The following is a 23,325-nucleotide window of genomic DNA, read 5'->3' on the forward strand; positions in this document are numbered from 1 at the left end:
TTAAACAAAGCTAAGTGGATTAGCTAATTAAAGTAACAAGTCGCTTGTAGTTGCCCAGTTAAATCTCTAAAATTCATTACTGTAATTATATACATACTTTAGGTTATCTGGGCATGCTTTCTGACTCTTTAAAAAAAACAATTCGGCAAATTCATAAGCATGTTGCTGATAACCTCACCGATTACCGCCCTAGAAGTAGTCAAAACTATTTAGTTGCCGAAATAGCAAAAACGCTGGCTGGCGAGTACCATAAAAGCCAACGCATCTGTGTTATTGAAGCTGGTACAGGAACTGGCAAGTCGCTGGCTTATTGTTTAGGTGCATTGCCTTTGGCGATGGCCAAAAAAAAGAAATTAGTGATTTCGACGGCCACCGTTGCCCTTCAAGAGCAGTTAATCAATAAAGAACTGCCTTTTTTTAAAAAACACTCTGGCCTTGATATTAAGTTTGATTTAGTGAAAGGCCGACAGCGCTATATATGTGCGCAAAAACTCAGTGCGGCAGTAAATGGCGACAGCCAAACGCAAATGGAGTTTATGCCGACCCTATCATCGCCGCTCTCAGATATGGAAACCAAATGCTTAAAGCAACTTTATGATGCTTACTCAAAAAAGCAATGGCAAGGTGATCGCGATAGTTGGGCTGATACTATCCCCGATAAAGTTTGGAATTTAATAGCCTGCGATAAGCATTCATGCCAACGACAAATGCGTGCTCATCAGCTGTGCCCTTTTCATATGGCGCGTCAGCGTCTTATGCAAATGGATGTGTTGGTGATCAACCATTCTTTACTGCTGGCTGATCTAGACCTCGGTGGTGGTAAGATTCTTCCCGAGCCTGACGATACCATTTACGTAATTGACGAAGCGCACCATTTAGCTCACATCACCCGAGACTTCTCATCTGCAGCTGCAACAATCAAAGGCACCATAGATTGGCTCGACAAGCTTGTTAAATTTGCTGGCAAAATGGCAAATGTATTAGTAGGACAAAAAGCAATTGGGCAAAATTTTAAGCTGAGTGACAGTATCAATGATGCTGCAAAAAACTTAAAAGTCGTACGTGATATTCTTGATAATGCGGATTTTAACTACAACAGTGATGATACCTATCGTTTTGAGCACGGTGAGATCCCTGCATCTTTACATGCTAAAGCAAAAGATATCAGCGATGCCACTCTTGATGCTCTAAGAGCACTAAACAAAATGCACGATACCTTGGTACAAGACGTAAGCGATGGCGATATAAAACCTTATGTAGCTGATCCTATCTTGGCTGAAAGTGGTCATTACATTAACCGTCTAGAGTTATTAAACAAGCTGTGGTTTAGTTATGCAACAAAAGGCGAAGGTATTCCCCATGCTCGATGGATCAAACGCCTAGAGTATAAGAACCATCACGACCACTTACTCAGTGATTGCCCTATTGAAGTTGGCTATTACTTAAAAGATAAATTATGGAATCAATGTGCTGGTGCTGTGCTTTGTTCAGCTACTTTAACTGCACTTGGCTCATTTGATCATTTTGCTTATGAATGCGGCCTAGCCAAAGAAGAAGGCGTCAAATACATCAAAGTTCCCTCGCCGTTTGATTATCCTAAACAAGCAACACTGCATATTCCTGCAAGCCACATCGAGCCAACAGATAAAGCCTTTAGTGATCACTTGGCTGAACAATTACCTAAGTTTCTTGATGATAAAAAAGCTAATTTAGTGTTGTTTGCTTCTTATTGGCAGATGGATCACGTAGTAAAAACACTGCGCAGCAAAGGAATTGACGTATTAGTTCAGGGTGAAATGTCTCGAGAAGCATTATTGAAAAAGCATAAAGCGAATGTTGACTTAGGTCGCGCAAGCTACTTATTTGGCACACAAAGCCTATCAGAAGGTCTAGATTTACCGGGCAAATACTTAGAAAACCTCGTCATTACAAAGATTCCGTTCGCGGTGCCTACCTCACCAATAGAAGAAGCGCAGGCTGAATTTGTGCAAAGTAAGGGGGGGAATCCATTTTTGTCTATTACTGTACCTGATGCAGCAAAGAAATTAGTACAGAGCTGTGGTAGACTACTTCGAAAAGAGAATGATCAAGGACGAATTATTATTCTTGATCGCCGTTTAGTGACCAAACGATATGGCAAAGCCATGCTCGATACCTTGCCACCCTTTAAAAGACAAATTGATTATTAATGTTTGAATTAGCTTTAGATCCAACAACATGGGCACTCCTTTGCGCAGTAGCGCTGGCTGCAGGCTTTATTGATGCCATTGCTGGCGGTGGCGGCATGCTAACTGTACCAGCCTTATTGACAGCCGGTTTACCTCCGCATCTCACTCTAGGGACCAATAAACTTGCAGCCAGTTTTGGCTCATTAACTGCGAGTGTGACATATTTTCGAAAAAAGTTATTTAACCCCCGGTTTTGGGCTGCGTCTATTTTAGCAACTGCCATAGGGGCACTTGTAGGTACATTAGTTGTAGATTACTTGAGTATTGAGTTTTTAAATAAATTACTACCGGTGGTGATTATTTTAGTGGCTTGTTACAGTCTCTTTGGCAGTTTAAGTACGACTGAGCATAACGAATTGCCTGAGCTTGATGGCAAAACCAAAATTAAACAATGGCTACAAGGGCTTGGCCTTGGTTTTTTTGATGGTTTAGCAGGCCCTGGTACTGGCACCTTTTGGACTGCCTCAAATAGCCTGTTATATAAGATGAGCTTATTGCTAAATTGTGGGCTTGCTCGCTCAATGAACTTTGTTTCGAACTTTATTTCATTGATCACCTTTGTTGCGCTGGGCCATGTGAACTTTTTGCTTGGTATAACAATGGGCTTTTTCTTGATGTTAGGTGCCTGGTTAGGTGCGCATTCAGCAATTAAATTTGGTAGTAAAATGATCCGCCCAGTATTTAATACTGTGGTTATAGTGTTAGCATTAAAGTTAATCTATGAGGCTTATTTGTAAATGCATTCTCCTGCTTTTGACAAACTATGCGAGCAAATATCTAGGCTTAAACATCAAGCAAGCCAATTTGATAACGGCAACCTATTTGCTAAAAATCGCTACATGCAGGCACAACCAAGTTTATTTGATAAGGCGGTATTTGCGACTAAAAGTATGAAGCTTGCAGATTATGTAGCTGAAATAGAAGAAGAGTTAGCTAACCTGCCCCCAGCAGAACATCGCCATGCTTACCAATATGCTTTAGAGCGAATTGCACAGCAAGTTCAGGCTGTTTTTAATGTTATTAAATCAACACCTGTGTGGGCAAAAGAGAACAAATACAGTTTTAAACCCAAGAGCAAGCCACAAATATATAAACAAGCAGTTAAAAAGATCATGCAGTCTTCACATGAACTTTACGATGAGCTCAAGCAAAACCATGAGTTTGAGCGCCGCTTAGTTTTAATGATTGAAGAAAGAAAGCTTAAACTTGATGCAGCTAGCCCAGCAAAGGCCACTGAAATAAATAAAGAGATCTTAGCTTTACACGCTCGTTTGGGTCGCTGTCGAAAAGCAATTTCAGCCACTGAAGATAAAATTCAACAAGTAGAAAAACAGCAGCTGAGATAATGTTTTACTACCACCCAAGTTATTCAGCGTTAGCTTTACCCGAGCGTCACCGCTTTCCGATTGAAAAATATCGCATGTTAAGGCAGCTTGTTAGCGACTTTATTGATGAACAGCACTTCATTACCCCACAAAAAGCCACTCGCGCGCAGCTTGCTCTATGCCATAACCCCGACTATGTCGACGCTTTTTTAACAGGTAGCCTTGACAGCAAAGCGATAAAAAAAATGGGCTTTCCTTGGTCTGAAGCCTTAGTCGAACGAACACTCTATTCTGTCGGTGCAAGTATTCAAGGTGCTGAATTTGCACTACAACAAGGTGCTGCATTTAACTTAAGTGGCGGTTATCACCATGCTTTTACGAGCTATGGTAGTGGTTTTTGTATTTTTAATGACTTAGCAATAGCCGCAGCACATTTAATTGAGAGCGAACAAGCCGATACCGTATTAATCTTTGACTGTGACGTTCACCAAGGTGATGGCACAGCCGAAGTAACACAAGCACACCCTCAAATAATTAGCTGCTCTATTCATTGCCAGCAAAACTTTCCGCGTATCAAGCAGCAATCAAATTACGACTTTGCTTTGGAGCATGGCACCTCAGATGCTGAATACCTTGAGACAGTAAATCAAGCATTAGCCTTAACAATTAGACTCCACCAGCCTGATATCATTTTGTACAACGCCGGCGCAGATATCGCAACGGATGATGAGTTAGGACACTTTCAAGTCAGTTTAGAGGGCGTGTATCAACGTGACCATTTAGTATTAAGCCAAGCAAAGGAAGCAAAAATCCCACTCTTTGCAGCTATGGGCGGTGGCTATCAACGAAATGTAAGCCGTTTGGTTGATGTTCATGGTCAGCTTTTTAGAGCCGCTGTCGATTTATTCTAAGGCTTGGTATACACTTAAATATGACTTTTCTACTAGGTTGTTGGTATATGAAATTGCATGATGACATCCACAATTACTATGAAAAACTTGTTATTGAAGATATCGCTAAGCGCAAGTTAGATTCGTTGTATAATGATGATATTATGGCGGATTTATGCTGTACCGTACTTAATCAATTACCTGCTCGCTATATTCGCTATGACGTTGATATGGAATTTTATTTACCACAAACAGAGCGAATAAAAATGGAGCAACGCGTACAAACGGCTATCGATGTAGCCATCAGCCAAGTTGCGAAAAAAAAGGAATTACAAAATGAGCAGTGACTTAGAAAATGCTCCTGACTACATAAAAATCGCTGTTGATCTCATTATGCTCTTAGAGCAAAACGATGTGCCTGCCGAAGACGTTTTAGCAGCATTAGAAATCGTTAAATCTGACTTCGAAAAAAAACTTCCACAATCAACTGATTAATAGTCCGAAAATGGCGAGTATTGGGGCATAAATTTGTTATGCTCAGGTTTTAAAAATTAAGAATGTAAAACCATGTCATTGCCAAGTTTATTACGCCTATTCATCCTTGCTGCTATTTGGGGCGCTTCCTTCTTATTTATGCGCATGGCAGCTAATAGCTTAGGCCCTGCTGTATTAATTGAGCTAAGAGTCGGCTTTGCAGCAATAACACTGTTTATTTTTGCGCTGTACTTACGCAAGAAACTGGCTTTCGCGACTCACAAAAAGCATTTTTTCATTATTGGTGCGCTTAATTCCGCCATTCCCTTTTTATTGTTTGCTTATGCAGCACAAACAATTAACGCTTCAACCTTATCAATATTAAACTCAACAACTCCAATTTGGGGTGCCATCGTCGGTATTATTTGGAGCAAAACTAAACCCACTAAAAGTATGCTGCTTGGCTTGCTGTTAGGTTTAACGGGCGTGGCCATTTTAGTGGGGCAAAATAGTCTCACTATCGACAGCCAAGCCATCACAGCAATTGTTGCAGCATTGTGTGCTTCACTCAGCTACGCCATCGCATCCCATTACACTAAACATGCACCTAAGTTATCTGCTTTTGATAATGCCCATGGCAGTATGTGGGCGGCGAGTATCATGGTGCTGCCGCTTATTTTTGTTATTCCTGCCAGAGAAATGCCAAGTAACGAGGTTATGCTTGGTGTGGTGGCACTCGGAGTGCTGTGTACTGCAGTGGCATATATCTTGTTCTTTCGCTTGATTGATGACATTGGCCCAACCTCTGCGTTGACTGTTACATTTTTGATTCCACTTTTTGGCATAGTGTGGGGAAATTTAATTTTAGATGAGCAAATTGGTCCCAATACCTTGGTTGGCGCACTCTGTGTTATCGCAGGTACCATGCTCGTTACAGGCTTTATTCGCATCAAGCCGTTTCTAAAACGAAACACCTTGTAACAGAATGCAAATTGCATTTTTAAATACAATCTATACTCTATTAGGTACCAAAAAAGGAAGGAGAAGTGTATGTCAGGTACTACCATGGTGGTGTTAATCGTGCTGATATCAGTTGGCTCTGGGGTAATTTATGATATGTATAAAAAACACCTTGAGTTTAAATCACGAACTTTAAAAAATTCAAAAGAAGCCAACGAACATGTAGCCGAAGTAACAAAAGAGCTGCAAGAGCTAAGAGAGCGAGTACAAACTCTCGAAGCCATTGTTACTGACTCTAGCTACAGCGTAAAACAAGAGATTAATAAACTTTAATTAAGTTAACTCTAATTAAGACAATAATGCCCTGTACTGTTCAAGCACTGGCTGATAATAATCGGCGTCTTGATTTAACATACGTTGGTAATGAGCACATAACTGCTTTAAATACGTTTGGTGCTCTTTACTTGTTAGCTGCCACATTGAGTGCCCTACTCGAGTGATCTGTTGCGAGGATGACGCACTCATGGCAATAACTTCATAAAATCGTTTGTTTTCACACACTAACTGCTCAGAGACGAGCCCCAATGGCAGTGTTTGTAAATAGCTACGAACTTGATAACTGTGATGTACAGGGCAAACAATAAAGTCGATGTGCGTATCTGGCTGTTGGCTTACAATCTTCGCTAAGAACTGCACTAACAACTCACCACCCACTCCAGCAATAATAACAAGATGGCGTTTTTTAGGATCTGGTGAAATCATTGCTACATCTTGGCAATGTACCTGCCAACGGCCGCGTTGCTTTCTTGTAGTAAAACGTTCGAGTTTATCACTTAGTGCCTGCATTAACTCAGGCACAATATCAACAAAATGTATAAGCGGTGCTTTATCTTGCTGTAGCAGCTCAATGCCTAACAAACCGTGATCGCAGCAGCAGTCCCAGATTTCGTCATAACTTGAATCTACCACATCAACGATGGCTGATAGTCGTTTACTCAGTGCCATTAGTTTGCTGTTTTATAAACTAAAGCTTTTAGACTACGATCACTGTCTACTTCAACAAAGCCATCGGTAGCTGCGAGTCGCTCAACAAAGCTAATTGCCCCTTGCGTATGATCGCTAATTAGATCTTTAAACGCCTGCTCTGAAAGCTCAGGACTATTCGCACACAGTAGTAATTGAGTGTGTTCATTTAGTAGCTCAGGTAAACGACGCAAGATTTTTTGATAATCCTTGGTCAATATAAAGCTGCCTTTTTGAAAGCTAGGTGGATCAACGATGATCAATTCATAGGGCGCAGATTTCTTTAGCTTACCGAATGACTTTAAAATATCGTGCGGAAAATAACTAACCCCTTGAGCAAAACCATTTAACTGATGGTTTTGTTTACCAGTTCGCAGCACACCTTTATTCATATCCATATTAATAACTTGGTCAGCACCGCCTTGCATTGCTGCAACAGAGAAGCCACACGTGTATGAAAATAGGTTGAGCACTTTTGCATTTTTACTATTGGCTTGAACAAACTCTCGGCCACGGCGCATATCAGGGAAAATCCCAGTATTTTGGCGACTCAATAAATCGACTTTAAACTTAATACCATTTTCACTGACATGGTGCTCTTGTGGTAATTCGCCAAACATTAGCGCATTACGGGTATTAATCCCGCTACGTTGCTGGTATACCAATGCAGTAACAAGCTCAGGCGAGTTCTCTTGCGCCCATTGCCATAGGGTATCTGTTAATTGCGCAAGTACCTGCTCATCTATTTCTTCATATGAAACTAAAAAGAGTGCGGGCGGATAAAAATCCAAATTAATGTGGCTCAGCTCAGCCACTGAGTGGCCACGGCCATGAAATACACGGCATAATTCATTAGCGGCAAGTGGCGCCTCTGCTAATGCATTTAAAATGGCAGAAAAATTGTTTGTCATCATCTTTAGTTAATTAACTGTTGTTGTAATTCGTGAATCTCATCTCGCACAGAAGCCGCTTTTTCAAATTCAAGGTCGCTGGCATAGGCATGCATTTTCGCTTCAAGGGCTTTGATTTGGCTGGCAATATCTTTTGCACTGAGCACTTTCTTAGACTCTTTACGCACCAATTTAAGATTATCTTTAGGACTTGCATCTTCACCCACATCCATAATATCGGTGATACTTTTCACCAGTGCTTGCGGCTCAATACCGTGCTCAAGGTTATAAGCTTGTTGCTTTTCGCGGCGGCGATCTGTTTCGTCAATGGCTTGTCGCATCGAGTTAGTTATGCGGTCGCCATACAAAATCGCTTTACCATTTAAGTGACGAGCAGCACGACCTATGGTTTGAATAAGCGAACGAGTCGAACGTAAGAAGCCTTCTTTATCGGCATCAAGTATCGCAACCAGTGAAACCTCTGGCATGTCGAGCCCTTCTCGTAATAAGTTAATGCCCACTAACACATCAAATACACCAGCACGCAAATCGCGGATAATTTCGACCCGTTCAACGGTGTCGATATCTGAGTGCAAGTAACGCACTTTTACATCATGGTCGTTGAGATAATCGGTTAGATCTTCTGCCATACGCTTAGTTAAAGTGGTTACAAGTACCCGCTCGTTCACTTCAACCCGTTTATAGATCTCAGAAAGTAAGTCATCAACCTGGGTGCCCACAGGGCGAACTTCAATTTCTGGGTCAATAAGCCCGGTTGGACGAATAACCTGCTCGGCAACCTCCCCTGATGAGCGCTCAAGCTCAAAGTCACCAGGTGTTGCCGACACATAAATAGTTTGCGGCGCAATGGCTTCAAATTCTTCAAAACGTAATGGCCGGTTATCTAATGCTGATGGCAAGCGAAAGCCATACTCAACAAGATTTTCTTTACGGCTTCTGTCACCTTTGTACATAGCGCCAATTTGCGATACAGTAACGTGTGATTCATCAATAATCATCAATGCATCATCAGGTAAGTAATCTAATAATGTCGGAGGTGGATCGCCTGGTGTTCTACCTGATAAGTAACGCGAGTAATTTTCAATGCCTGAGCAATAACCAAGCTCGGTCATCATTTCAATATCGTACTGGGTGCGCTGAGCAATACGTTGCTCTTCGACAAGTTTGTTGGCACTAAGTAGCTGAGCTCGGCGGTCTTTCAACTCATCTTTAATTTTATCAATGGCATCAAGAATTTTTTCACGGGGAGTTACATAGTGAGTTTTCGGGTAAATAGTTGCGCGCACAATGTGCTTTTCAACAGCCCCCGTAAGCGGATCAAAAATACTTAATCGCTCAATTTCATCGTCAAACATTTCCACACGAACGGCATAAGTATCCGATTCAGCCGGAAATATATCAACTACTTCACCACGTACACGGTACGTACCACGGCTAAATTCAATATCGTTTCGTGTATATTGCAGCTCAGCAAGACGACGCAGCATATCGCGCTGATCAACGGTTTCACCCACTTTCAGCAATAGCATCATCTTCATATATGAGTCAGGGTCGCCCAAACCATAAATAGCAGATACCGAGGCCACAATTATTGTATCGCGTCTTTCTAAAAGCGCTTTGGTAGCACTTAAGCGCATCTGCTCAATGTGCTCATTGATAGACGCATCTTTTTCTATAAAAGTATCACTGGCAACAACATAAGCTTCTGGCTGGTAATAGTCGTAATAAGATACAAAATACTCAACCGCGTTATGCGGGAAAAACTCTTTCATTTCGCCATAAAGCTGTGCAGCGAGTGTTTTATTGTGTGCCATGATAATGGTTGGGCGATTCAAATCATTAATAATATTGGCCATGGTGAAGGTTTTACCCGTCCCTGTAGCCCCTAATAATGTTTGATGAGCAAGCCCAGCCTCAAGGCCATCTTTTAACTGTGCTATCGCCGTTGGTTGGTCACCACTTGGCTTAAATTTAGAAACTAGTTGGAAATGGTCGCTCATGAATGACACTCCTTCATATATGACTCACTTAACCCATCAACTTCTTTGATGAACCATTTATAGGCTACCACTGCCGTAAATAAATTACCGATGGCTGCACCAATAAAGAGTCCTTTTAAACCGGCAATTTCACTGCCAACATAAGCAAAAGGTACATAAAAAACAAACAGACGAACCACACTTAAAATCAGTGCATTCATTGGCTTATGCAGGGCATTAAATGAAGAGTTAGATAAGATAATTATTCCTTGCAGACCATAACTTAGCGGCAAAATATAAATGAATAGCTTAATCACATCCATTACTGCTTGCTCTTTACCAAATACATCAGCGATAAAACCAGAGGTTAACAGCAGTAAAATATAAATAGCGAACTGCCAAATCATCACAAACTTTAAAGTTTTTGTGTAGGCTTCTTTGACACGTTCAAACTTACCTGCCCCAAAGTTTTGACTAACAAATGGCGGCAAGGTCATCGACAAAGCAAGTACTACAAGGCTTGCAATAGATTCAATTCGGCTTCCTACACCAAACGCCGCGACGGCTTCAGGACCATGTTTAGCCACTAATGCTGTCATGACAGCCATTGCAATTGGCGTTAACATATTTGCGCCAGCCGCAGGTAAACCAATTTTTAGGACTTTTCGAATTGAGCTCAATGGCGTTTGCGAACCAGCATGCAAACTTAACAACCCATTCTTAACAGCAAGAATATAAAGGATGATAATTACTGCCACAGCCCAAGCTATGACACTTGCGATGGCTGCACCTTGAATTCCTAAAGCGGGGATAGGCCCAAAGCCAAAAATAAGCATAGGGTCTAAAATGGCATTAATGAGCCCCGCCCCACCCATTACTATGCTCGGTGTTTTAGTATCGCCACTGGCACGTAGCACAGAGTTTCCGACCATTGGGGTAATTAAAAAAACACTGCCTAAAAACCACACACTCATGTAATCATGGATCAAAGGCAGTACTAACTCCCCAGCCCCAAGTAATTTAAAAATAGGTTCGATAAATACATAACCGACAACCGATAAAGAAAACACCATAACAACAGCGACAAGTAATGACATACTTGCATCAAAGCGCGCCTCGTCTAGCTTGTCGCTGCCAAGTGCTTTTGCAATAACTGCTGAAGTGCCTATTCCTAAACCGATAGCAAGGCTGATAACGGTAAACGTCACGGGAAACGTAAAACTCACCGCAGCGAGAGGTTCAGTTCCAAGTAAACTGATGAAAAAGGTATCTACCAAATTAAACATCATTAGTGTAATCATTCCAAAAATCATCGGAATGGTCATTTTCTTTAAGGTCGGCAGAATGGGAGAGTTTAAAAGATCAGGTTTAGATTTGCTCTGCGGTGTCACGCTCATAAGAATATTTTGCCTCTTTATCTTAGCTTGTAAGTTTAAAGCATCCTCGGCTTGCAAGCTATGCTTTATTAAAAGAAACAAACGAGATAGATAAAACTCCTTATTTTGATGCTTTCATTGATAAATAGTGACTAACCCCTATAAAAAACAAAATACAAACATCATTAATATCTTTATTACAATTAAAAGGCAGATATCGCTGTTTTTTTACACACTAAATACTGTTGTTTCATCGTCACAAATAATTTTACTAATCAATTCAGCATGGCTTCAGGTAAAAATATTAACCCACTGATTTAATTAGATTTAAAAAAACTGAATTAAATACTTGAAATTGCTAGAGCGCCCTATATTTCTGGCATCAACGCTGTTCTTAAAGTTTCATGAACAGAGTTATCCACAGAAATCGTGGATAACTCTCTGTAAGCCGCAAATATAAAGGCTTTTAACAGCTATCGATCTTTGAGTTAAGCTTAAAGACTGAAGTGTATTATTTTAAGCCTTTTAATTGTTCCGCAATAGAAATCAGCAAAAATTTCTACAGCCTGAACCAAAAATGAAAACAACAAACAAGGATGCAGTAGCTTTTTTTCAAACTAAACAACTGATTTAAATGATTAAAAAATCATCAACCAAGCTTTGTTAAACTGCCATATTTATTTATTGACAAAAAAACCTATCGTTTCTGTGAGATAAATACAGCTAAAAAATACGACTCGATACAGTTACAAACATACCGATGTTTAAAAATTCAGTACTGTCGTTTTGTGAAAAATACAAATACTAGATAAGTAATTATTTTCTCCGTTAAATTGTAAAAAACATCTTAACTAATACTTTTTTGACGTTTAAAACCACAAGCCAGCTCAAAAAAAATGCAATGATAGCGTTTTAGCGACATAAAACTTTAACTGAATGGCGCTATCCAACATGATTTCAAGCCATATTTTGCTCAGATCGAACATAAAAACATCGAATAAGCTTCTTTTTTGAATTTATGAAGTTTTTATGTTGACACTTTGCAATGCTGTCATTAATATTTCGCCCCGTTGAAAGGCATGACGCTTCCCCCTTAGCTCAGTTGGTTAGAGCGACGGACTGTTAATCCGCAGGTCCCCCGTTCGAGTCGGGGAGGGGGAGCCAAGTTTTTCAGCCATAAACGATTCCCCCTTAGCTCAGTTGGTTAGAGCGACGGACTGTTAATCCGCAGGTCCCCCGTTCGAGTCGGGGAGGGGGAGCCAAGTTTATGAATATGATTGTTCCCCCTTAGCTCAGTTGGTTAGAGCGACGGACTGTTAATCCGCAGGTCCCCCGTTCGAGTCGGGGAGGGGGAGCCAAATCATAGCACCACACTACTCTATTTAGTTCCCCCTTAGCTCAGTTGGTTAGAGCGACGGACTGTTAATCCGCAGGTCCCCCGTTCGAGTCGGGGAGGGGGAGCCAACTCCAAGAATCTATTAAACTTTCATCTACAACTATTCTCCGATTGTATTAGACTTTAAAGCGCATATAATCTACCCTACTTTAAGTAATTTCTATACTTTGCTGTAGAATATGATGCAAAATTATTACAGCAATGAATCAAGAAATTGATTCCTTCCTTTTCGCTTTTAAAAGATAAGAAAAATGGCTGGTTTTAAAAAACTAATATTTATACAACTTATATCTTGGTTACTGTTTACCGTTTTAGGTGGTTATCTAGTTGCTCTTAGTTTTGATAGCTCAGTGAGTGATACGCAAAAAAAAGCACAACTAACCGTTAATTCATACATTAGCGACTTAACAATGGATGACTTATCTGCAGAGAAAATCCAACGTACATTTGCTGATGCGAGTATCTTTTCAAGCTTTACTCTTCGTGACCACGCTGGTAAAACCCTTGTAGCAGTTCAGTCATCAGAGTCGCTTCCGCTTCTAGCACAGATGGTTAACAGTTCATTTAATTCTATCCGTCCGCAATTTGCTGTAAACAACGCTTCTGATATAAAAGTTGAATTTACTATTAATGCGCAAAGCCTAGCCAATTTAATGCAGCAGGCGATGTTCGTTGTTATCTTAGTTTCTGGTCTTATTGCCCTTCTCCCTATTTTCTTTATGAAGAGCATGTTTAAACGACTTAATCGTAAAATCAGCACCACAATTGCTGATATTGTCGATATATATATTAACCAGAATCAGGTAGGTGGGGACCTTGAACAAGCGATAGACACGTCGCGAATTAAAAAGCTAAGTAAAGATTTAATCCCTTCGTTTAATCGTTTGTCTCACTTTTTACAGACAAAACATGATGATATTCAAAATAACGCGTTAAATATTAAAAAAGAAGCGTACAAAGATATTGTAACCAACTTAGGTAACCGCAACATGTTTGTTGAGTATTACGAGAAAAATATTGAAAACTCAGATAAAAGCACCTTTGGCTCGCTTGCCATGGTGCGTTGCAGTGAGTTACAAGCAATAAACCAAACCCGTGGTTACCAGAAAGGTGACGAGTACGTTAAAGGTGTTGCTGATATCATCAAACATATCAGTGGCACGTACACCAATAGCCAAGTTTTTCGTTTAAATAGCTCAGATTTTGCTGTGGTATTACCGAACACACCACTAAAAGAAGCTGAACGCTTTGGTGATAATCTACAATCTCGTTTCACTCAATATCAACAAAACCAAGAATTAAGCTCTGTAGCAAATACAGGTATAGTTGGTTATGAAAAAGGTAAGCCTTTAGGTGAGCTGCTTTCAGTTGTTGATAATGCAATGAGTATGGCGCAGTCAAAACAAGCAAATGCTTGGCATGTACAACGAGAAACTGACTTAGTAAATAATGCTAGCGCAGGTTTTGGTAACCAGAACTGGCGTAAAGTGATTAACGAAGTTATTGAATCTAAACGTGTACATTTAGTAATGCAGAATATTATGCCGGTTGGTAAGAGCGTTAAAGCTTATGCTGAGATTCAAGTAAGGTTTAAAACTGCTGAGAACCAAACATTACCAACGGCTTCATTTTTAGCTATGGCTGAAAAGCTAGAAATGGCAATGGAAATTGATCGATTGATTATCGATACTACTCTGGACAAAATTAAGACTCGTAATTTTTCTGAGAAATTCTTTGGCATTAATGTAACCGCATCAAGTGCCCATAATGATCAATTTGTGATCTGGCTTGAGCGCCGCCTATTAAAAGACAGTAATATCGCCTCTAAGCTTATATTTGAAGTGAGCGAGTTTGGCTTACAACAAAATATTAAAGCAAGTAAACGCTTTATCGATATGGTGCATCGTGTAGGTGCGCGTATCACTGTAGAGCGTTTTGGTGTTGGTTTAACGTCATTTAAATTCTTTAGAGACTTAAAACCTGATTTCATCAAAATGGATGCAAGTTATACCCGCGGCCTTGAAGAAGATAAAAATAATCAATATTTTATGCGCTTAATGGTTGATCTTGCTCACCGTATTGGCGTGAGTGTTTTTGCAGAAGGTGTTGAGAGCCAAGAAGAGAAACATATCATTGAAACTTTATGTTTAGATGGCGTACAAGGCTATTACATCGAAAAGCCAAAAGACATTTAAGCCCCCTACTCATGGCCCAAAAAACCACACGTTTTTTGGGCCTATTCTATTCATTAACCTTGCTTTAACAGTTTAATCATAAACAGCTTTGTTAATTTTAGCTATTCGTCCCTGATGTGTTGTGTCAGCCCCCAGAAAAAAGGATAATAGTGCCGATTTTAAACTCGTGAGGCACGCATGACAGAATATGTCTTGTTATTGATTGGCACCGTGCTAGTCAACAACTTTGTTTTAGTACAGTTCTTAGGTTTATGCCCTTTTATGGGTGTATCAGGTAAGTTAGATACCGCGATCGGTATGTCTTTAGCCACAACCTTTGTGCTTACACTAGCTTCTGTAACGAGTTACCTAGTGAATCATTATATTTTGATTCCACTTGATATCGCCTTTTTACGCACTATGAGCTTTATTCTAGTGATAGCGGTAGTCGTGCAATTTACTGAAATGGTGGTAAGAAAAACCAGCCCGACACTTTATCGCTTATTAGGGATTTTCTTACCGCTTATTACCACCAACTGTGCCGTGTTAGGTGTTGCTCTACTAAATATCAAAGAAGATCATTCGTTCTTGCAATCTGCTGTGTATGGTTTTGGTGCAGCTGTTGGTTTTTCTCTTGTACTGGTTTTATTTGCAGCTTTACGTGAACGCTTGGCAGCTGCAGACGTCCCTGCACCATTTAAAGGTGCGTCAATTGCTATGATCACCGCAGGCCTGATGTCGATGGCCTTTATGGGTTTTACAGGATTAGTGAAGTTTTAATATGACCTTGTTTTATGCTTTGATAGCGTTAGGTTCATTAGCGCTAATATTTGGTTTAATTTTAGGTTTTGCCGCCGTGCGTTTTCGCGTTGAGAGCAACCCTATTGTTGACCAAATTGATACCATTTTACCGCAAACACAATGTGGCCAATGCGGCTACCCTGGCTGTCGTCCATATGCTGAAGCTATCGCCAATGGTGACGAAATCAATAAATGCCCACCAGGCGGCGAAGCCACGGTAAAAAAACTCGCTGATTTAATGGGTGTTGAAGCAAAACCGCTGGCTGGCGGTGAGCAAGCAGATCCTGTTAAAACCGTTGCCTATATTCGTGAAGATGAATGTATTGGTTGTACCAAATGTATTCAAGCCTGCCCTGTTGATGCGATTGTCGGCGCAACCCGTCAAATGCACACTGTATTAATCGATGAATGTACTGGTTGTGACTTATGTGTTGAACCGTGCCCTGTAGACTGTATTGATATGCTGCCTGTAAAAGAAACCAAACAAACTTGGAAATGGCAATTAAACGCAATCCCTGTGACTCAGGTAGATTAGGAGCACAGATGGAAAAGTTAATAGATCAAATTAAACAAGGCAAAGTGTGGTCTATACCTGGGGGCATTCACCCACCGGGTCAAAAGCTGCAATCAACAACACACGCAATTGCAAGACTGCCACTACCAGATAAGCTTGTTGTATCTTTAAAACAACACATTGGTGCTAACGGCAAACTAATTGTTGAAAAAGGCCAGCAGGTACTTAAAGGCCAAGCATTAACTAAACCGAGCGGTAATTGGTCTGTGCCTGTGCACGCGCCAACATCTGGACTTATCAACGATATTTGCCCAATGCCATCTGCTCATCCATCAGCATTGCCTGAGCTTAGCGTGATTATTGAACCTGATGGTGAAGATAAATGGTGTGAGCTTCACCCTGTGTCTGATGCAAAAACACTTTCCCATGATGAGCTTGTTGATATTATTCACCAAAGCGGTATTGCAGGTATGGGCGGCGCTGGTTTCCCAACTTATGTAAAAGCCGATACCCGAAAAGCCATTGAGTTTTTAATTGTTAATGCCGTTGAGTGTGAACCTTATATCACCGCTGATGATATGCTAATGCGCGAGCATGCCGATGGCATAATCGCTGGCATTGAATTAATGCAGCAGCTGTTAAATCCACAGTTAACGATTATTGGCATCGAAGACAATAAGCCCGATGCTATTGCTGCCATGAAACAAGCAGCACAACATAACGACAGCATCATAGTGCAAACAGTGCCAACGGTTTACCCTTCTGGCGGTGAAAAACAGCTAATTAAATTACTTACTGGCAAAGAAGTCCCGAGTGGCAGTATTCCTGCCGATATTGGTATGCTGGTGCAAAATGTCGGTACCTTGTTTGCGGTAAATCAAGCCGTAAATGAAGGTAAACCTCTGATTGAACGCGTGGTGACAGTAACGGGTAACACCATTCATAAACAAGGTAATGTGTGGGCTTTACTAGGCACCGAAATAAAACATTTATTAGACTGCCAAGGCTTTTCTCCGGTTCCACAGCAACGTGTGGTTATGGGCGGTCCAATGATGGGCTTTACCTTACCAACCGTGCGTATTGGTGTCGTTAAAACGACAAACTGTATTTTAGCACCAGATCACCAAGAGCTTGCTGAGCCGGGTGATGAAAAAGCCTGTATTCGTTGTAGTGCCTGTGCTGACGCCTGCCCTGCTTCATTATTACCTCAGCAATTACAATGGTTTGCTAAGTCTAAAGAATACGACAAACTCAACGAGCACAATTTATTCGATTGTATTGAATGCGGTGCCTGCGCTTATGTTTGCCCAAGCGAAATCCCCTTGGTGCAGTACTATCGCGTTGCTAAAGCTGAAATAAAAGAGCAGCAAGCAGAGCAAATTAAAGCAGAGCGAGCAAAAGAACGTTTTGAAGCGCGTAAAGAACGTTTAGAGCGCGAACAAGAAGAGCGCCAAAACCGCCACAAACGTAAACCTGCTGCTAAGTCAGATGGCGAAAAACAAAAAGTGGCAGATGCACTCGCCCGAGTTAAAGCTAAATCTGATGATAAAGACAGTAAATCAGCTGTCGCTGCTGCTATTGCCCGTGCGAAAGCGAAAAAGCAAGGTGCAGAGCTTGAGCCTGATAACTCTGAAGTAGCTAAAGAGCGTGCAGCACGTAAAGAACAAGCACGTAAATACAAAGAGCAAAAAGCACAAGAGCAAGGTGAAGAAAGCGTCGATAAAGATGATAAAAAATCAGCTGTCGCTGCCGCCATTGCCCGTGCTAAAGCAAAAAAAGCCGCGCAAGCTACAGAAGAAAACGCTTCTGCTGAAACTGACGCTGCGCCAAAAGATGACAAAAAAGCTGCTGTTGCAGCTGCAATCGCTCGAGCCAAAGCGAAAAAAGCCTCACAAGCTGCTGAAAATCAAACTGAAGCTGAAGAAGAAGCAACACCTGTCGATGACAAAAAAGCCGCTGTTGCAGCTGCTATCGCCCGTGCCAAAGCGAAAAAAGCGGCGCAAGCTGCTGAAAATCAAACTGAAGCTGAAAAAGATAGCGCACCAGTAGATGATAAGAAAGCTGCAGTTGCCGCTGCCATTGCCCGCGCTAAAGCGAAAAAAGCCGCTAAAGAGCAAGCACAGAGTGACGATTCATCACAGCAACTTGATGATTCAAGCGATGAGGCTAATTCAAAGCCGCAATCTGATGTACCTGAGTCTAGCGAAGATAAGAAAAAGGCTGCTGTTGCCGCTGCTATTGCCCGTGCTAAAGCGAAAAAAGCCGCTAAAGAGCAAGCACAGAGTGACGATTCATCACAGCAACTTGATTATTCAAGCGATGAGGCTAATTCAAAGCCGCAATCTGATGTACCTGAGTCTAGCGAAGATAAGAAAAAAGCAGCGGTCGCTCGTGCCATTGCAAGAGCTAAAGCGAAAAAGTTACAACAAGAAGGAAACGATAAGTCATGAAACTAACCATGGCGAGTTCGCCGCATAATCATAGCCATAAATCATTAAGCCGATTGATGATGTCAGTGATTGCTGCGTGTATTCCAGGTTTAATCGCGCAAGTTTTCTTCTTTGGTAGCGCTGTGTTAATTCAGCTTGTTCTCGCGCTAATTACTGTTAGCGCCTGTGAAGCCGCTGTTTTACTACTTCGTAAACGCAAAGTTTGGCCAACACTCAGCGATGGCAGTGCGTGGTTAACAGGCGTATTACTGGCGTTGAGTATTCCGCCTTTAGCGCCTTGGTGGATTATCGTAATTGGCTGTATGTTTGCAATTGTTATTGTAAAACAACTTTATGGCGGCCTTGGCTTTAATTTATTTAATCCTGCGATGGCAGCTTATGTATTACTACTTGTATCGTTTCCGGTGCAAATGACCAGTTGGTTACCTGTTAGTGATTTACTTGCATCTCCGATTAGCTTTTCACAACAGCTGTCTGTTATTTTCAATGGCTTTACCAGCGCTGGATTTAGTGTTGATCAATTACGTGTAGCGATTGATGGCACAACCATGGCAACGCCGCTTGATACCGTTAAAACAGATGTCGCCCATCACCTAACGGTGGCTGAGAGCATGAGTAAGCCTCTTTTTAATGACTGGTTTGGCCTTGGTTGGGGCTGGGTTAACCTCGGCTTTTTAGTCGGTGGTCTTTATTTATTAAAAGCTAAAATCATTAATTGGCATATCCCAGTGAGCTTTTTAGCCTCATTAGCGGTGTGCAGTGGTATTGGTTATATCGCAGCCCCTGGCACAGAGCCAGGCGTGGTATTTCACTTATTCAGTGGTGCGACCATGTTAGGTGCATTTTTTATTGCTACCGATCCGGTTTCTGCATCAACAACAAATAGAGGCCGTTTGATTTACGGCGCGTTAATTGGTCTGCTTGTTTACTTAATTCGTACTTTTGGTGGTTACCCTGATGCAGTGGCATTTAGTGTATTGCTATTAAATATGGCAGTGCCTCTGATTGATTACTATACGCAACCACGTACTTACGGCCATGGAGTGAAATAATGATCCTTTCCTCAATGACTAAAAATGGCGCTATTCTTACTGCATTTGCGCTCATTACCACAGGCACTGTAGCCCTGACTCATAGCCTGACTGCTGAGCGTATTGAAGAGCAAGAAAAGCAACAACTTGCAGAGCAGCTGCAACAAGTACTTGATGCCAATCATTACAACAATCAACTTTACAAAGATTGTGTTGTGATCACCGATGAGCGCCTTGGGCCACGTCCAGATCAAGTTATTTACCGCGCCTACAAAGACAATAAACCGTATGCTTTAGTGATGCGCCATGTTACCCCAAGTGGTTATAGTGGCGACATCAACTTATTAACAGCGGTTTTTGCTAATGGTGAAATAGCGGGTGTTCGTGTCACTAAACACGAAGAAACGCCGGGCCTTGGCGATAAAGTTGAGGTCAAAAAATCAGACTGGATCACCCTTTTCAAAGGGCAAAATGTACTTTCTGAAGATGACAGCCGCTGGGCAGTTAAAAAAGATGGTGGCCAATTTGATCAATTTACTGGTGCAACCATCACACCGCGTGCTGTTGTCGGCTCGGTTAAACAAGCTGTACTATTTGCACAAGCTGAATTTGATAACTTGTTTGCTGCGCCAAACATCTGTCAAGGAGCCAAGTAATGAGCCAAGTTAAAACCTTATTTAAAGATGGCATGTGGGCCAATAACCCTGCCCTTGTGCAGTTATTAGGCTTATGCCCGCTACTTGCCGTTACTTCTACGATTACCAATGCATTAGGCCTAGGTTTAGCGACGTTATTAGTACTGGTTGGTTCTAACGTCACCGTATCTATTGTGCGTAACTGGGTGCCTAAAGATATTCGTATTCCTGTTTTTGTGATGATCATCGCAGGCTTTGTAACGATAGTTCAGCTAATGATGAATGCCTATACATTTGGGCTTTATCAATCATTGGGGATTTTTATTCCACTTATTGTTACCAACTGTGCCATTATCGGTCGCGCAGAAGCATTCGCCTCTAAAAATACAGTGCCACTTTCAGCCTTTGATGGCCTGATGATGGGACTTGGCTTTATGCTAGTTTTAGTGGTGCTTGGGGCAATGCGTGAGCTTATTGGTCAAGGTACACTGTTTGATGGTGCCGATTTATTATTAGGACCATGGGCCGCAGCACTTCGAATTGAAGTATTCAGTTTTGATAACCAATTTTTATTAGCAATCTTACCACCGGGTGCCTTTTTAGGACTTGGTTTACTGATTGCTGCAAAAAATGTCATTGATACACAAATAAAATCTAAGCAAGTTGTTACTCCAGAAGTAGAAAAAGGCCCAAGAGCCCGAGTAACAAGTTTAACTTAAAGGAGAGCACGCACCGTCACTGCGTGCTTTACGCCACCATGAATAAAGAAAAACGCTATGAGATTTTATCTCGTCTACGTGAGCAAAATCCGCACCCAGAAACAGAGCTTGAATATTCAAGCCCGTTTGAGTTGTTAGTTGCGGTTACCTTATCAGCACAAGCAACAGATGTGGGTGTTAATAAAGCAACCCGTAAGTTATTCCCTGTTGCTAACACGCCTCAAGCGATTCTTGATTTAGGCCTTGAAGGCCTTCGTGATTACATCAAGACCATTGGCTTGTTTAATTCTAAAGCCAATAATGTCTATAAAATGTGTGAAATTCTGGTCAATAAACATAACTCAGAAGTACCCGAGAATCGTGAAGCACTCGAAGCATTACCCGGTGTTGGCAGAAAGACCGCGAATGTTGTTTTAAACTGTGCCTTTGGCTGGCCGACCATTGCTGTTGATACGCATATTTTCCGCGTTTCTAACCGCACTAAGTTTGCCATGGGTAAAGATGTAGTTGCTGTAGAACAAAAACTAGAAAAAGTGGTACCTAAAGAATTTAAGGTCGATGTACACCACTGGTTAATCCTGCATGGCCGCTATGTGTGCACGGCTCGTAAACCTAAATGCGGCAGCTGTATTATCGAAGACTTGTGTGAGTTTAAAGAAAAGACTGAGTAGTTAAAGTCTACTTTAAAGCTAACAATTTTAAGGTGAAGTTGCTCACCTTTTTCTATCACCTCAGTAAGTTCATTTTGCAGATTGTGCCAAACACAAGGTTTGGCACAATAAGCCTAGCCATTATCGCTGGTTTTGGCTCACCTGCTTTTTAATAAACTCTCGCGTATCATTTAACAACGATACTCTTGCTGGTTCGTGAACATACATCATGTGACCACCGTGATAATAGTGATAGTCAATTTTATCAGCGTATATACCGTGTCTGTTTAAGGTGTATTCTGCATCAAAAAATGGCGTGACAATATCGTAATACCCTGAGGCAACCATCACTTTCATTTGCGGGTTACTGCGAAGCACATAAGATAAATCTGGCGCGGTATTGACGTATCTTGGCTCCCAGCCTTGTCCATCAGGAGCAGTACGCCAGCGCCAGTTATCTGATAACTCAGGATCGCCAGGGTTTAAGTATTTTCTTTTCCACTGTACATTTAAATCTGTACGCATGTATTTCATCAGTGCCGCTTTATATGCAGGCCCAATAACTTTTGACGCATCTTGCTTAGGAGCCGCTGTTAAATCGTCTCGTTCATCAAGCTTATAACGTCCATCAAGCAAGCCTACTGCGACGCCCTCATCACGCAATAACTCTTTAGCGAATCTGAACGCGTTAATACGTAAATCAACCTGCTCAATATATTGTTTACTTAGCCCTGTATAACGGTGAAGGCCGTCAACAATTTGCGTTCTGTCAGCTTTGCTAAGCGCATTACCCTTAAATAATGCTGGTAGTAATTCATCAACGGCAAATTGTCGGCTCGCATCAATAAATGCTGCAAAATCTCCTGATGTGTCTACTTTTTTGTGGTACCAAGCAGTTGCAGCGAGTGTGGGTATGTATGTGATATAAGATATGATGTTATCGTCAACATAAGGGCTTGAACCTTGATAGTCTAAAGCTTGCGACACAAAAATAATGCCATTTACATTAATCAGGTATTTATCCATAAGTACTTTAGAAACCGCTGCCGCTCGAGTTGTCCCGTAGCTCTCTCCCAATAAAAATATTGGTGCATTCCAGCGATTTTCTTTTGTTAGCCACTGGGCAATAAAATCAGCAATAGAGGCTGCATCTTGATTCAAGCCCCAAAACGCCTTGCTTTCAGTTTCACCTAATGCACGCGAGTAACCTGTGCCAACAGGGTCAACAAACACCATATCAGTCACATCAAGAATCGTCTCAGGCGCATCTTTTAATTCGTAAGGAGCCAATCCAGGGGCCGTTGCATCACTTGGTACAACAACTCGTTTCGGGCCATAAGCACCCATATGTAACCAGTTAGACGATGAGCCCGGACCACCGTTCCAGATAAATGTAACAGGTCTATTTTTGTTGTCGTCTGCAGCTAGGTAATCAAACGAAAAGATAGCAGCAGTTGGCTCTTCGTTTTTGTTTAATAAATAAGTTTCACCGGCTACAGCTTTGTATTTTAGCTTTTTGCCATTGAAAGTGCCTTTATGCTGGGTCACAAATTTAGTGGCTTCAGGTATCGACTTTTTACTGTTGTTTGATTCTGAGACTTCATCTGCATTAACTGCGTTCGTACAAAACACAAACAATGTAGAGATGACTACAGCTTTGAAATTGGCAACATACGCCATGTTTTATTCTCCCTAGCAGGCTTATTTTTATCTGTATCTGGCTTGAGTGGTTTTATCGCTGAGTGCTCAATTAACCTTTTACTTGAGCGATTACTTTTACAGCAAGCAC

Annotated in this window: 21 protein-coding genes and 4 tRNA genes; 20 read left to right on the top strand and 5 right to left on the bottom strand. The window is 41.4% G+C overall.

Annotation, left to right across the window (positions count from 1 at the left end; translation table 11 throughout):
- Window positions 1–113 precede the first annotated feature (113 nt).
- From dinG to AAEU31_RS07960, 8 genes are all read left to right on the top strand, one after another.
- Entirely contained in the window at window positions 114–2,189 is a 2,076-nt protein-coding gene (gene dinG / locus AAEU31_RS07925) for an ATP-dependent DNA helicase DinG (RefSeq protein WP_421966935.1), read from the top strand.
- On the top strand, window positions 2,189–2,965 hold the full coding sequence (locus AAEU31_RS07930) for a TSUP family transporter (protein WP_135925372.1): 777 nt from the start codon (window positions 2,189–2,191) through the stop codon (window positions 2,963–2,965). The genes dinG and AAEU31_RS07930 overlap by 1 nt, the downstream gene beginning before the upstream one ends.
- Complete coding sequence (locus AAEU31_RS07935) at window positions 2,966–3,574, top strand: primosomal replication protein (RefSeq protein WP_135925374.1); 609 nt, start codon at window positions 2,966–2,968, stop codon at window positions 3,572–3,574.
- Window positions 3,571–4,464 (top strand): histone deacetylase family protein, encoded by an 894-nt coding sequence (locus tag AAEU31_RS07940; RefSeq protein ID WP_421967026.1) that lies wholly within the window; start codon window positions 3,571–3,573, stop codon window positions 4,462–4,464. Before AAEU31_RS07935 ends, AAEU31_RS07940 begins: the two co-directional genes overlap by 4 nt.
- 47 nt (window positions 4,465–4,511) lie before the next feature.
- Window positions 4,512–4,790 carry a late competence development ComFB family protein gene (locus AAEU31_RS07945; protein WP_135925378.1) on the top strand — a complete coding sequence of 93 codons (279 nt, stop codon included), beginning with the start codon at window positions 4,512–4,514 and terminating at the stop codon, window positions 4,788–4,790.
- Window positions 4,780–4,938 (top strand): DUF2496 domain-containing protein, encoded by a 159-nt coding sequence (locus AAEU31_RS07950; protein ID WP_135925381.1) that lies wholly within the window; start codon window positions 4,780–4,782, stop codon window positions 4,936–4,938. Before AAEU31_RS07945 ends, AAEU31_RS07950 begins: the two co-directional genes overlap by 11 nt.
- A 72-nt stretch (window positions 4,939–5,010) precedes the next feature.
- Window positions 5,011–5,898, top strand: a complete 888-nt coding sequence (locus AAEU31_RS07955; RefSeq protein ID WP_062567016.1) for a DMT family transporter — start codon at window positions 5,011–5,013, stop codon at window positions 5,896–5,898.
- A gap of 69 nt (window positions 5,899–5,967) precedes the next feature.
- The gene (locus AAEU31_RS07960; protein WP_054563649.1) at window positions 5,968–6,210 is read left to right on the top strand and encodes a hypothetical protein; all 243 of its coding nucleotides are present in this window, start codon (window positions 5,968–5,970) and stop codon (window positions 6,208–6,210) included.
- A gap of 15 nt (window positions 6,211–6,225) precedes the next feature.
- Here the strand turns inward: AAEU31_RS07960 and AAEU31_RS07965 are convergent, their stop codons facing one another.
- The 4 genes from AAEU31_RS07965 to AAEU31_RS07980 are packed head-to-tail and all read right to left on the bottom strand — an operon-like array spanning window position 6,226 to window position 11,187.
- Entirely contained in the window at window positions 6,226–6,882 is a 657-nt protein-coding gene (locus AAEU31_RS07965) for a tRNA (adenine(22)-N(1))-methyltransferase (RefSeq protein ID WP_421966936.1), read from the bottom strand.
- Window positions 6,882–7,811: a class I SAM-dependent methyltransferase gene (locus tag AAEU31_RS07970; RefSeq protein ID WP_421967027.1), complete on the bottom strand. Its 930-nt coding sequence runs from the start codon at window positions 7,809–7,811 to the stop codon at window positions 6,882–6,884. Before AAEU31_RS07970 ends, AAEU31_RS07965 begins: the two co-directional genes overlap by 1 nt.
- Before the next feature lie 5 nt (window positions 7,812–7,816).
- A complete protein-coding gene (gene uvrB, locus AAEU31_RS07975; RefSeq protein WP_421966937.1) occupies window positions 7,817–9,811 on the bottom strand; it encodes an excinuclease ABC subunit UvrB in 1,995 nt (664 codons plus the stop codon).
- Window positions 9,808–11,187, bottom strand: coding sequence for an MATE family efflux transporter (locus AAEU31_RS07980; protein ID WP_138558020.1), 1,380 nt, complete (start codon window positions 11,185–11,187; stop codon window positions 9,808–9,810). Before AAEU31_RS07980 ends, uvrB begins: the two co-directional genes overlap by 4 nt.
- A 1,066-nt stretch (window positions 11,188–12,253) precedes the next feature.
- Between AAEU31_RS07980 and AAEU31_RS07985 the strand changes: the two genes are divergently transcribed.
- The 12 genes from AAEU31_RS07985 to nth all read left to right on the top strand — a co-directional run bounded on the left by AAEU31_RS07985 (window position 12,254) and on the right by nth (window position 21,557).
- A tRNA-Asn gene (locus tag AAEU31_RS07985) sits at window positions 12,254–12,330 on the top strand.
- Window positions 12,331–12,351: 21 nt separating this feature from the next.
- Window positions 12,352–12,428 (top strand) — tRNA-Asn (locus AAEU31_RS07990).
- 19 nt (window positions 12,429–12,447) lie between these two features.
- Window positions 12,448–12,524: transfer RNA gene (locus AAEU31_RS07995), tRNA-Asn, on the top strand.
- Between the two features lie 29 nt (window positions 12,525–12,553).
- Window positions 12,554–12,630, top strand: a tRNA-Asn gene (locus AAEU31_RS08000).
- A 183-nt stretch (window positions 12,631–12,813) separates the two neighbouring features.
- Window positions 12,814–14,757 (top strand): EAL domain-containing protein, encoded by a 1,944-nt coding sequence (locus AAEU31_RS08005; protein ID WP_421966938.1) that lies wholly within the window; start codon window positions 12,814–12,816, stop codon window positions 14,755–14,757.
- A gap of 177 nt (window positions 14,758–14,934) precedes the next feature.
- Window positions 14,935–15,516: an electron transport complex subunit RsxA gene (gene rsxA, locus AAEU31_RS08010; protein ID WP_135925394.1), complete on the top strand. Its 582-nt coding sequence runs from the start codon at window positions 14,935–14,937 to the stop codon at window positions 15,514–15,516.
- 1 nt (window position 15,517) lies between these two features.
- Entirely contained in the window at window positions 15,518–16,072 is a 555-nt protein-coding gene (rsxB, locus tag AAEU31_RS08015) for an electron transport complex subunit RsxB (protein WP_054563643.1), read from the top strand.
- 8 nt (window positions 16,073–16,080) lie between these two features.
- Window positions 16,081–18,501 carry an electron transport complex subunit RsxC gene (rsxC, locus tag AAEU31_RS08020; RefSeq protein WP_421966939.1) on the top strand — a complete coding sequence of 807 codons (2,421 nt, stop codon included), beginning with the start codon at window positions 16,081–16,083 and terminating at the stop codon, window positions 18,499–18,501.
- Window positions 18,498–19,553, top strand: a complete 1,056-nt coding sequence (gene rsxD / locus AAEU31_RS08025; protein WP_421966940.1) for an electron transport complex subunit RsxD — start codon at window positions 18,498–18,500, stop codon at window positions 19,551–19,553. The genes rsxC and rsxD overlap by 4 nt, the downstream gene beginning before the upstream one ends.
- Entirely contained in the window at window positions 19,553–20,188 is a 636-nt protein-coding gene (gene rsxG / locus AAEU31_RS08030; protein ID WP_421966941.1) for an electron transport complex subunit RsxG, read from the top strand. Before rsxD ends, rsxG begins: the two co-directional genes overlap by 1 nt.
- Entirely contained in the window at window positions 20,188–20,886 is a 699-nt protein-coding gene (locus AAEU31_RS08035; protein ID WP_105175132.1) for an electron transport complex subunit E, read from the top strand. The genes rsxG and AAEU31_RS08035 overlap by 1 nt, the downstream gene beginning before the upstream one ends.
- A gap of 38 nt (window positions 20,887–20,924) precedes the next feature.
- The gene (gene nth, locus AAEU31_RS08040; RefSeq protein ID WP_054553695.1) at window positions 20,925–21,557 is read left to right on the top strand and encodes an endonuclease III; all 633 of its coding nucleotides are present in this window, start codon (window positions 20,925–20,927) and stop codon (window positions 21,555–21,557) included.
- A 120-nt stretch (window positions 21,558–21,677) separates the two neighbouring features.
- Here the strand turns inward: nth and AAEU31_RS08045 are convergent, their stop codons facing one another.
- Window positions 21,678–23,216, bottom strand: coding sequence for a S10 family peptidase (locus AAEU31_RS08045; protein ID WP_421966942.1), 1,539 nt, complete (start codon window positions 23,214–23,216; stop codon window positions 21,678–21,680).
- Between the last annotated feature and the right edge of the window lie 109 nt (window positions 23,217–23,325).

Source organism: Pseudoalteromonas thalassia (assembly GCF_049257215.1).
Taxonomy (GTDB): domain Bacteria; phylum Pseudomonadota; class Gammaproteobacteria; order Enterobacterales; family Alteromonadaceae; genus Pseudoalteromonas; species Pseudoalteromonas lipolytica_C.

Bases quoted from the DNA above. Each gene is read 5' to 3' on its own strand.
- uvrB (WP_421966937.1), bottom strand. From the start codon at position 9,811: ATGAGCGACCATTTCCAACTAGTTTCTAAATTTAAGCCAAGTGGTGAC.
- rsxD (WP_421966940.1), top strand. From the start codon at position 18,498: ATGAAACTAACCATGGCGAGTTCGCCGCATAATCATAGCCATAAATCA.
- AAEU31_RS07960 (WP_054563649.1), top strand. From the start codon at position 5,968: ATGTCAGGTACTACCATGGTGGTGTTAATCGTGCTGATATCAGTTGGC.
- AAEU31_RS07945 (WP_135925378.1), top strand. From the start codon at position 4,512: ATGAAATTGCATGATGACATCCACAATTACTATGAAAAACTTGTTATT.
- AAEU31_RS08035 (WP_105175132.1), top strand. From the start codon at position 20,188: ATGAGCCAAGTTAAAACCTTATTTAAAGATGGCATGTGGGCCAATAAC.
- rsxG (WP_421966941.1), top strand. From the start codon at position 19,553: ATGATCCTTTCCTCAATGACTAAAAATGGCGCTATTCTTACTGCATTT.
- rsxA (WP_135925394.1), top strand. From the start codon at position 14,935: ATGACAGAATATGTCTTGTTATTGATTGGCACCGTGCTAGTCAACAAC.
- dinG (WP_421966935.1), top strand. From the start codon at position 114: ATGCTTTCTGACTCTTTAAAAAAAACAATTCGGCAAATTCATAAGCAT.
- AAEU31_RS07980 (WP_138558020.1), bottom strand. From the start codon at position 11,187: ATGAGCGTGACACCGCAGAGCAAATCTAAACCTGATCTTTTAAACTCT.
- AAEU31_RS07970 (WP_421967027.1), bottom strand. From the start codon at position 7,811: ATGACAAACAATTTTTCTGCCATTTTAAATGCATTAGCAGAGGCGCCA.
- AAEU31_RS08045 (WP_421966942.1), bottom strand. From the start codon at position 23,216: ATGGCGTATGTTGCCAATTTCAAAGCTGTAGTCATCTCTACATTGTTT.
- rsxB (WP_054563643.1), top strand. From the start codon at position 15,518: ATGACCTTGTTTTATGCTTTGATAGCGTTAGGTTCATTAGCGCTAATA.
- nth (WP_054553695.1), top strand. From the start codon at position 20,925: ATGAATAAAGAAAAACGCTATGAGATTTTATCTCGTCTACGTGAGCAA.
- AAEU31_RS07935 (WP_135925374.1), top strand. From the start codon at position 2,966: ATGCATTCTCCTGCTTTTGACAAACTATGCGAGCAAATATCTAGGCTT.
- rsxC (WP_421966939.1), top strand. From the start codon at position 16,081: ATGGAAAAGTTAATAGATCAAATTAAACAAGGCAAAGTGTGGTCTATA.
- AAEU31_RS07930 (WP_135925372.1), top strand. From the start codon at position 2,189: ATGTTTGAATTAGCTTTAGATCCAACAACATGGGCACTCCTTTGCGCA.
- AAEU31_RS08005 (WP_421966938.1), top strand. From the start codon at position 12,814: ATGGCTGGTTTTAAAAAACTAATATTTATACAACTTATATCTTGGTTA.
- AAEU31_RS07965 (WP_421966936.1), bottom strand. From the start codon at position 6,882: ATGGCACTGAGTAAACGACTATCAGCCATCGTTGATGTGGTAGATTCA.
- AAEU31_RS07950 (WP_135925381.1), top strand. From the start codon at position 4,780: ATGAGCAGTGACTTAGAAAATGCTCCTGACTACATAAAAATCGCTGTT.
- AAEU31_RS07955 (WP_062567016.1), top strand. From the start codon at position 5,011: ATGTCATTGCCAAGTTTATTACGCCTATTCATCCTTGCTGCTATTTGG.